Genomic DNA, 14,299 nt, shown 5'->3' with positions numbered 1-14,299 from the left:
AGACACCGGTCAGGATGATGATGACGAACGTGTAGAGGCAGATCTCGCCCAGCATGAAGGACCAGTGGTCCGGGAAGATCTTGCGCAGGTTGGCCCTGGCCAGGGTGTGGATCCCCAGCCGGCCGTCCGCCCAGTCGACGGCCCGCCGCCCCCGTCCTGGGTTCTGATTCCGGGTCATGTGCACGCACCTCGGTCGGAAGGAAGTGGGGATAGTTCCCCGCTTCTCGCTGGGGCCACCATAATCGGGGAGCAGTCCCCACTTCCACCCGGGGTCGCTGTGATCCAGACCCCGAATGGCCGACCCCGGAACCGCCGGACCCGGAAACGGCGAGCGGCCCGCCCGGAGCCCCAGGAAGGGGACACCGGACGGGCCGCGTACGCACCCGAGCAACCCGCAGGCGTCAGTGCACCAGCACCGGCACCTCGTCGTTCTTCGCCGCACCGGCACCCGACGCCGACGCCGCGTCCGGGCGACCGGCGTTCACGAGGGTGAAGGCGATCGCGGAGGCCGCCACCAGGATCCCGAAGGACACCCAGATCGCGGTCGTGAAGCCGTGCACCATGCCCTGGAACTGCAGGGCCTGGGCGGCCGCCGGCGACGAGGCCGCCGCGGCGGTCGCGTGCGAGGCCAGCCAACTGGTGGTGGCACTGGCCGCGATGGTGTTCAGCAGCGCGGTGCCGATGGCGCCGCCGACCTGCTGCGAGGTGTTGACCATCGCCGAGGCGACGCCCGCGTCGCGCGGCTGGACGCCGTGCGTGGCCAGGCTCATCGCCGGCATGAACGCGGTACCCATGCCGAGGCCCATCAGGACCAGGCCGGGCAGGATCAGCATCGGGTAGGAGGTGTCCAGGCCGATGTTGCTCAGCAGTAGCATGCCGATCGAGGCGACCAGGAAGCCGGGGGCCATCAGGAACCGCGCCGGGACGCGGGTCATCAGCCGGGCGCCGATCTGGGTCGAGCCGGTGATCATGCCCGCCACCATCGGCAGGAACGCGACGCCGGTCAGCACCGGGCTGTAGCCGCGCACGAGCTGCAGGTAGTAGGTCAGGAACAGGAACAGGCCGAACATGCCGATCACGGCCAGGCCGAGCGACAGGTACACCCCGCCGCGGTTGCGGTCCAGCACCACGCGCAGCGGCAGCAGCGGGGCCTTGACCCGGCGCTCCACCAGGACGAACGCGGTCAGCAGCACGGCGGCCGCGACGAACAGCGCCAGCGTGCTGGCAGCCGTCCAGCCGCTGGACTCGGCGCGGGTGAAGCCGTACACCAGCGAGACCAGGCCGGTGGTCACCAGCAGCACGCCGGGGACGTCCAGCCGGTTGCGGTTGCGGCCCTCGGCGGGCTCGCGGATCACCAGGACGGCGCCCACGGCGGCGACGATGGCGAACGGGACGTTGACGAAGAAGGTCCAGCGCCAGTTCATGTACTCGGTCAGCAGGCCGCCGAGGATCAGGCCGATCGCGCCACCGCCACCGGCGATCGCGCCGTAGATGCCGAAGGCCTTGGCGCGCTCCTTGGCCTCGGTGAAGGTCACCGCCAGCAGCGACAGCGCGGCCGGGGCGAGCAGTGCGCCGAACACGCCCTGGAGGGCGCGGGCGCCGAGCAGCATCGCGGTGTTGGCCGCGGCGCCGCCGAGCGCGGAGGCGAGGGCGAAGCCGGCCAGGCCGACCACGAAGGTCCGCTTGCGGCCCCAGAGGTCCGCGATCCGGCCGCCGAACAGCAGCAGGCCGCCGAAGGCCAGCGCGTAGGCGGTGATCACCCACTGGCGGTTGCCGTCGGAGATGCCCAGGTCCCGCTGGGCGGACGGAAGGGCGATGTTCACGATGGTGGCGTCCAGGACGACCATCAGCTGGGCGAGGCCGATGAATATCAGCGCCTTCCAGCGCCGGGGATCGGGCAGCGTCGCCGGTCGGGCGTCGGTTTCAGGCATGGGGGTACTCACTTCACGGTGCGTGGCGTGCGACAAGGGTCGACCGCCGTACGGGGACGGCTGGTCGCCGTACGGGGCGTCGGTGCGGGGCGTGCGGGGATCGGCTCCTGGCGGGCCGGTGGTCGGCCTGGTCCGGAGGGCGGGTCGGTCGGTCGGGGTACCGCTGGTGGGTCAGTGGTGGGGTTGGAAGTCCTCGAAGGTCGCGGCCCGGCCGGGCAGCACCGAACGGGCCGGCGTGCGCAGCCCGTCCAGGAACAGCTGCAGGTGCCGGTGGACGAAGTCGTCGAGCAGCTGGCAGGACGTCCCCGGCAGCGGCCGGGTCAGCTGGCTGATCGCGATGAACAGGTCACCGTGGTCGACGTCCGCCCGCAGTTCACCCGCCGCCCGGGCGCGCTCCATCAGACCGCCCACGGCGGCCGTCAGGCGCTCGCGGGCCTCGGTGAGGTCCGGGTCGAACGGGTCGACATGGCTGGTGAACATCGGGCAGAGCGCGCCGAGCTTCTCCGCGACGGTCGCGTGCGCGAACCGTTGCAGGGCGTCGAACGGGACGCCGTCAGGGGCGTCCGCCTCGACCGTCGCCGTCTCGGCGAGGGCCAGGATACGGCTCTTGACGAGCAGCGCCACCTCGCGGACCAGCGCCGAGCGGTCCGGGAAGTTCCGGTACAGCGTGGCGTTGCCGACCCCGGCCCGCTTCGCGATCTCGTCCAGCGGCACGTCCGCGCCGTGCTCGACGAAGGCGTCGCGAGCCGCCAGGACGATCCGCTCCCGGTTGCGGGTCGCGTCAGCGCGCAGCTTGGGCGCACGGACGGTCTCCACGGGTCGGACCGGCTCGGTGGCGGCGGTGGTCACGGCGACTGCTCCTTCAGGATACCGGGGAAGTTCTCCCCGCTTCTGCCTACGAAAGACCAAACGGGGATTCCCTCCCCGGAAATTTCGCCTTTCCATGTGACCTGGGTCACATTTACCCGCTCTGGGGTGACTCGGAGGGCCGGGCGGTGGGCGCTATCGTCGGAATCCAGACGGCCCGTGACCACTTGCCGGTGTGTTCGTTGCCCCACGGGGTGCCCAGGCGAAGGAGGAAAGCCCGTGACCGCGACCTCCGACCGCCCGCAGATGCAGCCCGAGGAGTTCGAGGAGTTCGCTCGTCTTCTGGCTCGAACCGCCGAACGCATCCGGCCGGAGCTCATCAACGGGAAGCTGGGGGTCAAGCCCGTGCCAGGCGGCGACCACGGCCGCATGATTCAGTGGCTGCTGCGGAGCTGCATTCAGGCTCGGCCTGAGCTCTATCTGCACGATCAGGGGCTGAAGATCCAGGGCTACCGTGGCAGTTTTGCCCGCCCGGACGGCACGTTGGCGCATGCAGACGCCTTCGTCGGCACGGTGGAGTGGGCCGAGACCAGCGACGTGCTGATGGTCGCCGAGGTCACCTCCTACGACTCCGATACCGATCAGCGGGACCGTGTCGAGAAGCCTCGGGCCTATGCAGAGGCCGGCATCCCCGTCTACCTGTTGATCGACCGCGACTCCGCCGAGGTCACCGTCCACAGCCAGCCCGACGGCGTCCGTTACGAGACCGCGCAGATCCTCCCGTTCGGCAAGACCGTCCACCTCCCCGAGCCGGTGGGGATCTCGCTGGACACCGAGCCGCTCAAGAACTGGGTGCGCTGATCCCGGCCATGCCTCCCGGAACGCGCTACGCCCTTCGGCCTAGGCTGTGGGCGTCCCGGGCGGCCGGTGGGCCGTGGGAGTCGGGAGGGGCCCGGCGGCCGGGTGGCGAGGAGGTCCGCGATGGGCAGCGGTGAGACCGCCGAGGTGCGCTGCGTGGCGGCCGTTCCGTGCTGGGTGAGCCTGACGGCCCGGGACCTGGAGGGGGCGAAGGCGTTCTACGGGCCGCTGCTCGGCTGGGAGTTCGAGCCGGGGCCGGACCGTTTCGGCCCGTACCTGCACGCGGTGACCGGCGGGGAGGCGGTGGCCGGGCTGGGGGTCGCGGGCAGCGACTGGGCGATGCCGGTGGCGTGGACCAGCTACTTCGGCACGGAGAGCGCGGACGAGGCCGCCGACGCGGTGCGCGAGCGCGGCGCGACCCTGGCGGTGGGCCCGTTGGCCTTCGACGCCGGGCGGGTGGCCTTCGCGGCGGACCCGGCCGGGGCGGTGTTCGGCATCTGGGAGGGCCCGCTGGGCCGGGCCCGGCGGCTGGACCTGCCGGGCGCACCGGTCTGGATCGAGCTGCGCACGCCGGACCCGTTCGCGGCGGCCCTGTTCTACGGGCAGGTGTTCCGCTGGGACGGCCGTGACCCGGAGCGGTTCGACGTCCGCTGGGAGCACGACCGGGTGGTGCTGCGGGCGGAGGGCCACAGCGTGGCCGCGCTGGCGCGGGAGCAGGCGGGCGGTGCGGCGGGGCTGCCGCCGCACTGGGAGGTGTCCTTCGCCGTCCCGGACGCGGACCGGGCGCTGGCCCGGGCCGTGGAGCTGGGCGGTTCGGCGGTGGGATCCGCCTTCGACTCCCCGTACGGGCGGGTGGCCCGGTTGCAGGACCGGGAGGGCGGCCGCTTCGCGGTGATCAGCCCGAAGAACTGAGGCTCACGGCTCGGCGCTGCCTGCCTCGGCGGGCCCGGTGGCCTCGGCGTCTTCGGCGGTTTCCGCGCGTTCGGCCCGCAGCCGGTCGCCGAGCGCGGCTCGGGTGGTGGCCGGCAGGGCCTTGCGGGCGGCCGGGAAGAGCTGCTTCTCCTCGACGGCGAGGTGGCGCCGCAGGGTGTCGGCGAGGCCGCGCAGCAGGGTGTCGAAGGCCGGGTCGGCCGGGCCGAGCCCCTGGAGGTCGGAGAGGTACTGCCCGATCGCCAGGTGCTCGTGGATGCTGCCGAACACCAGCGCCCCGCCGTCCGGCACGTCGTGCTGCACGAGCGGGAAGAGGTGTTCCTCCTCGGCCGCGCAGTGGGTGAACAGCAGGTCGGTCAGCCGGGCCAGCAGGTCGGTGCGCTCGGCGGCGCCGGTGGGTGCCTGCTCGATCCGGTCGAGCAGCTCGGCGACCGCCCGGTGGTCGGCGGTGAACTCGCCGAGGATGTCCGGCCTGCGGCTCATGGCGTGCCCGCCTCTCGCACGGATCGCGGCCCCCGCTCCTTCCAGTATCCGGCGTCCGGCACCACGCCGGTCGCCGCAGGTCAGGGCCGGTCGCGCCGCCCGGTGAGGGCGAGCAGGCGGGTCTGCGGACCGGCGTCGTCGGGGACGGGCAGGGGCGGGTCGAACAGGCCGCTCCCGGAGAGGTCCCCGTAGCCGGCGAACTCGCCGAGGGCGAAGTCGACGAGTTCCGCCGGGAGCCGGGTGTGCCGTCCGACGGCTTCGGCGAGGTCCCAGCTGTGGATGACCAGGTCGGTGGTGAGCTGGTCCAGGTAGTACTGCCCGGAGACGTCCCCGAAGGAGAGGTGGACGGTGAGCTCGGTGGCGCCGGGGACGGCGAAGGCGTCCCGGGCGGCGTCGGCGGCTTCCGTCCAGGTGGTGACCGGGTCGTCGCCGAGGACGTCGCCGTCGAAGCGGCCGCCGACCTCGGAGATGGTGGCGCCCATCAGCAGTTCGGGGATCCACAGCTGTTCGCCGGTGAGGTGGTTGACGAGCTCGCGGACGGACCAGCCGGCGCACGGGGTGGGGGCGTCCCACTGGCGGGGGGTGATCAGCCGGACGCGTTCGCCGAAGGCGGCGAGGGCCTCGGGGTAGGGCGTGCCGGGTTTCGCGGTCCGCCGGTGCTGCCTGCGTTGAGCCATGTCTCCACCCTGCCCCGGGCGGGGTCCGGCCCGCGAGTTGTCCACGATGCGTCAGTTGTTCAAATTCGAACTCCAAGGTACGGTCGAGGAGTGGCCGGTTCAAATTTGAACAACAGCCGCGGGGCGACCCGCCCGGCCGCGCCACCACACCCCTACGACCGATCCCGATCGATGGAGACGCGCATGCCGAGCAGCAGCCCGAGCACGACCGCCCCCACCACCACCGTCCTCCCGGGCCGGGTGACCCCCGACTCCGCGACGACCTCCCCGCACGCCTACGACGCCGGACTCCTGCTCCTGCGCCTGGCCCTCGGCCTGACCATGGCCGCGCACGGCAGCCAGAAGCTGTTCGGCTGGTTCGGCGGCGGCGGGATCGACGGCACCGGTCAGTTCTTCACCATGAGCGGCTACCCGGCGGGCAACGCCATGGCCGTGGTCGCGGGCCTCACCGAGACGCTCGGCGGACTCGCCCTCGCCGTCGGCCTGCTGACCCCGCTGGCGGGCGCCGCGATCGTCGGCACGATGGTCAACGCGATCGCCGTCACCTGGGGCGGCGGCTTCTTCGCCCCGAAGGGCAGCGAGTACGAGCTGCTGCTCACGGCGGGTGCCGCCGCGCTCGCCCTGACCGGCCCGGGCCGCTACGCCGTGGACCGTTTCCTGCCGGTGCTGCGCGCGCACCGGCTGGCGTACGGCGCGGCGGCGGTCCTGGTCGGTCTGGTGACGGCCGGCGTGATCCTGCTGCTGCGGAAGTAGTCGAGCGGGGCGTCAACCCCCAAGCGCAGGGGCCGCGGTGGCGATTCGCCATCACGGCCCCTGCGTCGTTCCCCCGCCAATCGCTCACATGAGCGGGGCTATCCAACGTCATGTGATGTGTGCCATGGTACATGTCACACTCCCCACCGTGTGTACGACGGAGCCGCCCACGAGGCACCGTCGCCAACGGTCCTCACCACCCCACCGGCCGCACCCCCAATGCGGCCGACGACGGCCCGGAGGCCCCCACGTGAGTTCCGCGCGTCTGCTGCGACTCCCGCAGCTGGCAAGGCTGTTAGTACTCGCCCTGACCATGTTCCTGACGATCGGCCTGTTCGCCCCGCAGAGCAAGGCCGCCCCCGCCGCCGCCCCCGGCGGCGGCGCGTCCGCCCCCACCACCCCCGCCGGACCGGCGCCGCAGCCCGCCGCCGGCGCCCCCGAGCGCGGCCACACCGACCGGCAGTTCGCCTCTGCCGACCAGCGAGCCCCGCTCCCGCTCGACACCCGGCCGGCCGAGGCCCGGCCGACCGCCAAGGCCTTCGCCCTCGGCGCGGCGGCCGCACAGCCCTGCAATGTCGGCGACTTCACCGGCCGGACGGGCGGCGACCTGGTCCAGCACATCAAGGCCGCCGACATCCAGTGCATCAACGGGCTCTTCCAGCTCACCGGCGCGGACGCGAGGGGCGCGTTCCGCGAGGAGCAGATGACCACCGTGGCGTACGCGCTGCGCGACGCGTCCGGCAGCTACCCGGGCGACAACTCGACCTCCGTCGAGCAACTGGTGCTGTACCTGCGCGCCGGGTACTTCGCGCAGTGGTACCACAAGGACGACGTCGGCACCTACGGCACCGCCCTCCAGACGGCGATCCGCTCCGGGCTGGACGCCTTCTTCGGCGGCGCGCACGTGCGGGACGTCGCCGCGGGCAACGCGCCCATCCTGGGCGAGGCCGTCACCCTGATCGACAGCGCGCAGGAGAACATCCGCTACCTCCCGGTGGTCAAGCAGCTGCTGAACGACTACAACAGCGCCACCTGGAACCCGGCCGGCATGGCCTGGGCGGTGAACCCGGTCTTCACGGTGCTGTTCCGCGGCCACCAGGTGACCGGCTTCGACGCGGCGGTCGAGGCCGACCCGAGCGTGCTGGACGCGCTGTCCGGCTTCGCGACCCGCAACAACGACCAGCTCGGCGGCGACTTCGGCGTGCTGGTCTACAACGCGGCCAAGGAGCTGACCCGCTTCCTGAAGGACACGGCGCTCCAGCCCAAGGTCCGTCCGCTCGCCAAGTCGCTGGTCGCGCAGTCCGCGCCGAACGGTCGCACCGTCTACCAGTGGGCCGCGGTCGCGGACGGGGTCGGCTACTACGACGCCGCCAACTGCGCCTACTACGGCACCTGCAACGCCTCCGACCAGCTCAAGGCGGGCGTGCTGACGGTCAACTACACCTGCAGCCCGAGCATCAAGCTGATCGCCCAGGCGCTGGACAACACCCAGCTGGGCACTGCCTGCACCAGCCTCACCGGCCAGGACGCGTACTTCCACTCGGTGGTGCGCGACAACGGTCCGGTCAAGGACGACGGCAACACCACGATCGAGGTCGTGGTCTTCCACTCCTCCTTGGACTACCAGGTGCTGGCCGCGGCCATCTACGGCATCGACACCAACAACGGCGGCATGTACCTGGAGGGCGACCCGGTCAAGGCCGGCAACCAGCCGCGCTTCCTCTGCTACGAGGCCGAGTGGGCCCGCCCGTCGTTCGAGATCTGGAACCTCAACCACGAGTACACCCACTACCTCGACGGCCGGTTCGACATGTACGGCGACTTCAACGCCGGCATGACCACCCCGACCGTCTGGTGGGTCGAGGGCTTCGCCGAGTACATCTCGTACTCGTACCGCAAGGTGACCAACGACGCCGCCATCGCGGCGGCCGCCCAGCACACCTACAAGCTGAGCGACCTCTTCGACACCGCCTACGGTGACCAGGACCGGGTCTACCGCTGGGGCTACCTCGCCGTCCGCTACATGCTGGAGCAGCACCGCGGCGACCTGGACTCCGTCCTCGCCAAGTACCGCGTCGGCGACTGGGCCGGCGCCCGCACCCTGCTCAAGACCACCATCGGCACCCGCTACGACGCCGGCTTCGACAGCTGGCTGACGGCGTGCGCCAACGGCGCCTGCGCCTCCGGCGGTGGCACGCCCACCCAGCCGCAGCTGCCGGAGTGCGCCGGCACCGACATCCGCAAGCTGGACGCCAACTGCGCCCGCAGCAACATCGCGGCGACCACCGGCAACTACGCGCACTTCTACCTCCTGGTGCCGGCCGGCACCAAGCAGGTGAAGGTCACCACCAGCGGCGGCACCGGCAACGGCGACCTCTACTACAACCCGGCCTCCTGGGCGTACACCGACGCCAGCACGGCGCACTCGGCGGGGCCGGACAACTCCGAGACCCTGACGATCACCAACCCGCCGGCCGGCTACGTCTACTTCAGCCTCTACGCCCAGCAGGGCTTCAGCGGGGTGAGCGTCACGAGCGAACTCTGACCGGACGCTCGTCGAGCGACCGAACACGGACAGGTGACCGCCCCGGCGGAGCGCTTCGGCGCCCCGCCGGGGCGGGTCCGTGCCCACCGGCGGCCAGGTGTACTGACCACGGAAGTTGGTGACAGGGCCTATTCGCCGATCCGGACCAGCGCCAGGGTGATGTTGTCCGGCCCGCCGGCCGCGATCGCCGCCTTCCAGAGCTCGAACGCGGCCCTCCCGTCGGCGCGGTCGGAGCCGTCGTGCGGCCGGGCGAGCAGCGCGGCCAGCTCCTCCTCCGGCACCGGGTCGGTCAGGCCGTCGCTGCACACCAGGTAGCGGTCGCCGGCGGCCAGCGGTGCGGCGCGCACGTGCGGTTCGACGAAGGTCAGTCCGAGCGAGCCGCCCAGGGTCTGGGTGACCACCGAGGTGGTGCGCCGGCCGGGCGGCAGCGGCGGGCTGTCGTCCACGCTAACCCGGCGCAGCCCGTCCGGGGTGACCTGGTAGACCCGGCTGTCGCCCACGTTGAAGGCCACCGCCCGGTCGGGCAGCAGTACCAGGCCGGCCACCGTGGTGCCCATCGCGGCCAGCTCGGGTTCGCCGGCGGCGGCCGCGTACACCGCCCGGTTGCACTCCTGGAGTTCCTCCCGGACGGCCTCCTCGCCGTCCAGTCCGGTGCCGTCGGCGGCCAGCCGGCGGGCCACCAGGGCGCTGGCGACCTCGCCGCCGGGGTGGCCGCCCAGGCCGTCCGCCACGGCGACCACGCAGGGCGGGCCGAGCGGGAACAGCAGGGTCTGCGGGTTGCCGGTCACGGTGGCGCAGAGTGTCCACGGCCCGACCGTGAGGCTGTCCTCGTTGTGCTGCCGCACCAGGCCCTCGTGGCTCAGCGCGCTCACCGCGATGTACGTCGCCATCGGTTCGCCGCCCTTCCGGAGCTCCCCCCTCAATTGTGGGCGGGAATAACGATCCGCACCCGGGTGCTAAGGTGGTTGAAAGTTTAACGATCCGCCCCGAGAACCCCGTGCGCCCCCAGCGCCCGGGCGAGGGGCCGACCTGGAGTGTGGTGAGCAGCATGCAGTTCGGAATCTTCACCGTCGGCGACGTCACCCCCGACCCGACCACCGGCCGCACCCCGAGCGAGCACGAGCGGATCAAGGCCATGGTGGCCATCGCGCGCAAGGCCGAGGAGGTCGGCCTCGACGTCTTCGCGACCGGCGAGCACCACAACCCGCCGTTCGTCCCGTCCTCGCCGACGACCATGCTCGGCTACATCGCCGCGCAGACCGACCGCATCATCCTCTCCACCTCGACCACGCTGATCACCACCAACGACCCGGTGAAGATCGCCGAGGACTTCGCGATGCTCCAGCACCTCGCCGACGGCCGGGTGGACCTCATGATGGGCCGCGGCAACACCGGCCCGGTCTACCCGTGGTTCGGCAAGGACATCCGCCAGGGCATCCCGCTCGCGATCGAGAACTACGCGCTGCTGCACCAGCTGTGGCGCGAGGAGGTGGTGGACTGGCAGGGCCGCTTCCGCACCCCGCTGCAGTCCTTCACCTCCACCCCGCGCCCGCTGGACGGCGTCGCGCCGTTCGTCTGGCACGGCTCGATCCGCAGCCCGGAGATCGCCGAACAGGCCGCCTACTACGGGGACGGCTTCTTCGCGAACAACATCTTCTGGCCCAAGGAGCACTTCCAGAAGCTGATCGCCCTCTACCGCGAGCGCTACGCCCACTACGGCCACGGCACGCCCGAGCAGGCGTACGTCGGCCTCGGCGGGCAGGTGTTCATGCGGCGCAACTCGCAGGACGCGGTGCGGGAGTTCCGCCCGTACTTCGACAACGCGCCGGTGTACGGGCACGGGCCCTCGCTGGAGGAGTTCACCGAGCAGACCCCGCTGACCGTGGGCAGCCCGCAGGAGGTCATCGAGAAGACGCTGGCCTTCCGCGAGTCCTTCGGCGACTACCAGCGCCAGCTGTTCCTGATGGACCACGCCGGCCTGCCGCTGAAGACCGTGCTGGAGCAGCTGGACCTGCTCGGCGAGGAGGTCGTACCGGTGCTGCGCGAGGAGTTCGCCAGGAACCGCCCGGCTGCGGTGCCGGACGGGCCGACGCACGCCGCGCGGGTCGCGGCCCGCGACGAGGAGTCCGCCGACGGGAAGTCCGTCGACGGGGAGAGCGTGGAGGTGGCCAAGTGACCGCGTACCGGCTGGTGGTGGTGAGCGCCGGGCTGAGCGAGCCGTCCTCGACCCGGCTGCTGGCCGACCGCCTCTCCGAATCGACGATCCGTCAACTGTCCTATGGTGGGCGGCAGGTGGACGTCACGGTGGTCGAACTGCGCGACCTGGCCTCGGAGATCGCCCACCACTTCGTCACCGGCTTCCCCGGCGCGGCGCTGCGCGGGGCGATCGACGCGGTGACCGGCGCGGACGCGGTGATCGCGGTGACACCGATCTTCACCGCCTCCTACAGCGGCCTGTTCAAGTCCTTCTTCGACCTGGTCGACCACGACGCGCTCACCGGCAAGCCGGTGCTGATCGCCGCCACCGGCGGCACGCCCCGGCACTCGCTCGCCCTGGAGCACGCCGTCCGGCCACTGTTCAGCTACCTGCGCGCGGTGGTGGTGCCGACCGCCGTCTACGCGGCCACCGACGACTGGGGTACGGCGGGGGACGGGCTCACCGACGGCCTCCCGGGCCGGATCGACCGCGCGGCGGGCGAACTGGCGGCACTGCTGGCCGGCCGCGGCCCGGCGGCGCCGGCGCTGCCCGAACAGGTGGTGCCGTTCGCCGAGCAGCTGGCGGCCCTGCGCGTCTGACAGCCGGGGTGGAAGGGGCGGGCGCGTGACGGCGCGTCCGCCCCTTCCGCGTGCCCACCGGCTGTGGGCGTCCCCCGAACGGCCCCGGCGGACGGCGCGTCCGGGAGGGCCGTTCGGGGGAGTGCCGCCCGCGCCGAATGGTCCGCTATGGGGTGTAATCGTACGCATGATCAGATGTCCGCTGGTCCGTCGCGCCGCTGGTCCGTCACACCGTCGGCCCGCCCGGTCGGCGGCAGCCGCGGCACGCTGACCACCGGCCATGAGCGGGACGCCGCCCGGCCTCCTGCACCACCGTGGAGGAACCCTCGCCATGCAGGCCGAACCGCAAGCCGTGCTCTCCCCGCTGACCAGCGCGGCGGTCTTCCTGGTCCTCACCGTCGAGCCCGGCGGCGAGGACGCCGTCCGCGACCTGCTGCCCGACCTCGCCGGGCTGCGCCGCGCGGTCGGCTTCCGGGCCCCCGAGGGGGGCCTCACCTGCGTCACCGGCATCGGCTCGGACGCCTGGGACCGGCTCTTCGACGGCCCCAGGCCGACCGGCCTGCACCCCTTCCGAGAGGTGGCCGGCACCCGCCACCGGGCCCCGGCCACCCCCGGTGACCTGCTGCTGCACCTGCGGGCCGCCCGGATGGACCTCTGCTTCGAGCTGGCCGGCCAGCTCACCGGCCGGCTGGCCGGGGCGGCCACCGTGGTGGACTCCGTCCAGGGCTTCAAGTACTTCGACGACCGGGACCTGCTCGGCTTCGTCGACGGCACCGAGAACCCCGAGGGCCGGGCCGCCGAGACCGCCGCCGTGGTCGGCGCCGAGGACCCGGACTTCACCGGCGGCAGCTACGTCATCGTCCAGAAGTACCTGCACGACCTGGACGCGTGGAACGCGCTGAGCGTCGAGGACCAGGAGCGGGCGGTCGGCCGCACCAAGCTCACCGACATCGAGCTCGACGACGACGTCAAACCGGCCGACTCGCACGTCGCGCTCAGCACCGTGACCGGGCCGGACGGCGCGGAACGGAAGATCGTCCGCTACAACATGGCCTTCGGCTCGTTCGACCGCGGCGGCGAGTTCGGCACCTACTTCATCGGCTACGCGCGCGATCCCGAGGTGACCGAGGAGATGCTGCGCAACATGTTCGTGGGCCGCCCGCCCGGCACCACCGACCGGTTGCTCGACTTCTCCACCGCCGCCACCGGCTCGCTGTTCTTCGTCCCGACCGCCGACTTCCTCGACGCCCCGCCGCCCGCGCCATCGGCGCCCCCGGTGCGGACGGCTCCGCCCGCTCCGCCCGCGCCGAGTGCTCCCCCCGCGACCGGCTCGCTCGGCATCGGCAGCCTGCGCGGCACGCCCTGAACCGGACCTCCCGACAAGGACCCGCACCATGAACAACCTGCACCGCGACCTCGCCCCCGTCTCCGCCGCAGCCTGGGCGGAGATCGAGGAGGAGGCCCGCCAGACCTTCAAGCTCCACATCGCCGGCCGCCGCGTGGTCGACCTGAACGGCCCCGACGGCTCCACCCTCGCCGCCGTCGGCACCGGCCACCTGACCGGCATCGAACCGCCCGCCGACGGCGTCCAGGCCCACGCCCGCGCCGCCCAGCCGGTGGTCGAGCTGCGCGTACCCTTCACCGTCCGCCGCGAGGCCGTCGACGACGTCGAGCGCGGCTCCCGCGACTCCGACTGGCAGCCGGTGAAGGACGCCGCCCGCACCATCGCCCTCGCCGAGGACCGCGCCGTCTTCGAGGGCTACCGCGCCGCCGCCATCGAGGGCATCCGGGCCGGCTCCACCAACCCGCCGGTCCAGCTCCCCGAGGACGTCCGCGAGTACCCCGAGGCGGTCAGCCGCGCCCTCACCGCGCTGCGCCTGGCCGGCGTCGGCGGCCCCTACTCGCTCCTGCTCGGCGCGGACACCTTCACCGCCGTCAACGAGACCAGCGACCACGGCTACCCCGTCCACAACCACCTCGCCCGGCTCCTCGACGGGGACATCATCTGGGCCCCCGCCATCGAGGGCGCCCTCCTCCTCTCCACCCGGGGCGGCGACTTCGAGCTCTTCCTCGGCCAGGACGTCTCCGTCGGCTACCTCTCCCACGACGCCGACACCGTGCGGCTCTACCTCCAGGAGTCCCTCACCTTCCGCGTCTACACGGGAGAGGCCGCCGTGGTGCTGGCCGCCTGAGGGCGTCCTGAGGCCCAGCACACACCGGGAAGGGTACTGAGTTCCTTTACCAGGGGTACTGAGTGCCGTATCCTCTTCACGGAGCCTCCGACACCAGTCGAAGAGCGCCGACACGGTATGCCGGTCCAGGTGGCGCCCACGGCGCGCAGGGCGCGGCCGGGCCGGGATTGGCACTCAGTACCCTCGGCATGACGTGAGGCCATCGACCAGCGCGACCGTGACAGGAGAACCACTCATGAGCTTGAGGATCGTCGTCTGTGTGAAGTACGTGCCGGACGCGACGGGTGACCGTCGGTTCGCGGACGACCACACCACCGACCGGGAGGGTGTGGACGGCCTCCTGTCGGA

The 14,299-nt window shown here is 72.2% G+C and carries 13 protein-coding genes and 2 pseudogenes; 9 read left to right on the top strand and 6 right to left on the bottom strand.

All coding sequences use genetic code 11. From position 1 onward, the window contains the following. The 3 genes and pseudogenes from AB0O19_RS38115 to AB0O19_RS38105 all read right to left on the bottom strand — a co-directional run. Positions 1 to 178: pseudogene (locus AB0O19_RS38115) on the bottom strand (ubiquinol-cytochrome c reductase cytochrome b subunit); the annotation flags it as partial. A gap of 223 nt (positions 179 to 401) precedes the next feature. Then, positions 402 to 1,931, bottom strand: coding sequence for an MFS transporter (locus AB0O19_RS38110; RefSeq protein ID WP_363626300.1), 1,530 nt, complete (start codon positions 1,929 to 1,931; stop codon positions 402 to 404). Positions 1,932 to 2,102: 171 nt separating this feature from the next. Beyond that, complete coding sequence (locus AB0O19_RS38105; protein WP_363585635.1) at positions 2,103 to 2,780, bottom strand: TetR/AcrR family transcriptional regulator; 678 nt, start codon at positions 2,778 to 2,780, stop codon at positions 2,103 to 2,105. 237 nt (positions 2,781 to 3,017) lie between these two features. Here AB0O19_RS38105 and AB0O19_RS38100 point away from each other — a divergent pair, with 237 nt between their 5' ends. Both AB0O19_RS38100 and AB0O19_RS38095 read left to right on the top strand, forming a co-directional pair. Continuing rightward, positions 3,018 to 3,599 (top strand): Uma2 family endonuclease, encoded by a 582-nt coding sequence (locus AB0O19_RS38100; protein ID WP_363626298.1) that lies wholly within the window; start codon positions 3,018 to 3,020, stop codon positions 3,597 to 3,599. Positions 3,600 to 3,719: 120 nt separating this feature from the next. After that, positions 3,720 to 4,508: a VOC family protein gene (locus AB0O19_RS38095; RefSeq protein ID WP_363626296.1), complete on the top strand. Its 789-nt coding sequence runs from the start codon at positions 3,720 to 3,722 to the stop codon at positions 4,506 to 4,508. A gap of 3 nt (positions 4,509 to 4,511) precedes the next feature. Here AB0O19_RS38095 and AB0O19_RS38090 read toward each other — a convergent pair whose 3' ends face one another. Both AB0O19_RS38090 and AB0O19_RS38085 read right to left on the bottom strand, forming a co-directional pair. After that, a complete protein-coding gene (locus AB0O19_RS38090) occupies positions 4,512 to 5,009 on the bottom strand; it encodes a hemerythrin domain-containing protein (RefSeq protein WP_363626294.1) in 498 nt (165 codons plus the stop codon). A gap of 80 nt (positions 5,010 to 5,089) precedes the next feature. Continuing rightward, a complete protein-coding gene (locus AB0O19_RS38085) occupies positions 5,090 to 5,686 on the bottom strand; it encodes a TIGR03086 family metal-binding protein (RefSeq protein WP_363626292.1) in 597 nt (198 codons plus the stop codon). Between the two features lie 183 nt (positions 5,687 to 5,869). On the opposite strand from AB0O19_RS38085, the gene AB0O19_RS38080 reads away from it, so the two are divergent. Further along, positions 5,870 to 6,439, top strand: coding sequence for a DoxX family protein (locus tag AB0O19_RS38080; RefSeq protein WP_363585630.1), 570 nt, complete (start codon positions 5,870 to 5,872; stop codon positions 6,437 to 6,439). 313 nt (positions 6,440 to 6,752) lie between these two features. Next, positions 6,753 to 8,984 (top strand): M9 family metallopeptidase, encoded by a 2,232-nt coding sequence (locus AB0O19_RS38075; RefSeq protein WP_363626290.1) that lies wholly within the window; start codon positions 6,753 to 6,755, stop codon positions 8,982 to 8,984. A gap of 128 nt (positions 8,985 to 9,112) precedes the next feature. On the opposite strand, the gene AB0O19_RS38070 is transcribed toward AB0O19_RS38075, so the two are convergent. Then, the gene (locus AB0O19_RS38070; RefSeq protein ID WP_363585628.1) at positions 9,113 to 9,874 is read right to left on the bottom strand and encodes a protein phosphatase 2C domain-containing protein; all 762 of its coding nucleotides are present in this window, start codon (positions 9,872 to 9,874) and stop codon (positions 9,113 to 9,115) included. Positions 9,875 to 10,032: 158 nt separating this feature from the next. Between AB0O19_RS38070 and AB0O19_RS38065 the strand changes: the two genes are divergently transcribed. From AB0O19_RS38065 to AB0O19_RS38045, 5 genes and pseudogenes are all read left to right on the top strand, one after another. Next, positions 10,033 to 11,160, top strand: a complete 1,128-nt coding sequence (locus AB0O19_RS38065) for an LLM class flavin-dependent oxidoreductase (protein WP_363626289.1) — start codon at positions 10,033 to 10,035, stop codon at positions 11,158 to 11,160. Then, positions 11,157 to 11,780, top strand: a complete 624-nt coding sequence (locus tag AB0O19_RS38060; protein WP_363626287.1) for an FMN reductase — start codon at positions 11,157 to 11,159, stop codon at positions 11,778 to 11,780. Before AB0O19_RS38065 ends, AB0O19_RS38060 begins: the two co-directional genes overlap by 4 nt. Positions 11,781 to 12,090: 310 nt before the next feature. Beyond that, positions 12,091 to 13,125, top strand: coding sequence for a Dyp-type peroxidase (locus AB0O19_RS38055; RefSeq protein ID WP_363626285.1), 1,035 nt, complete (start codon positions 12,091 to 12,093; stop codon positions 13,123 to 13,125). A gap of 28 nt (positions 13,126 to 13,153) precedes the next feature. Beyond that, the gene (locus AB0O19_RS38050) at positions 13,154 to 13,951 is read left to right on the top strand and encodes a family 1 encapsulin nanocompartment shell protein (protein WP_350884446.1); all 798 of its coding nucleotides are present in this window, start codon (positions 13,154 to 13,156) and stop codon (positions 13,949 to 13,951) included. A 235-nt stretch (positions 13,952 to 14,186) separates the two neighbouring features. Then, positions 14,187 to 14,299: pseudogene (locus tag AB0O19_RS38045) on the top strand (electron transfer flavoprotein subunit beta); the annotation flags it as partial.

The organism is Kitasatospora sp. NPDC091276, from assembly GCF_040684355.1.
GTDB lineage: Bacteria > Actinomycetota > Actinomycetes > Streptomycetales > Streptomycetaceae > Kitasatospora.
Note: the sequence above shows the minus strand (reverse complement) of the source record. Positions and strands in the feature narration are given on the sequence as shown.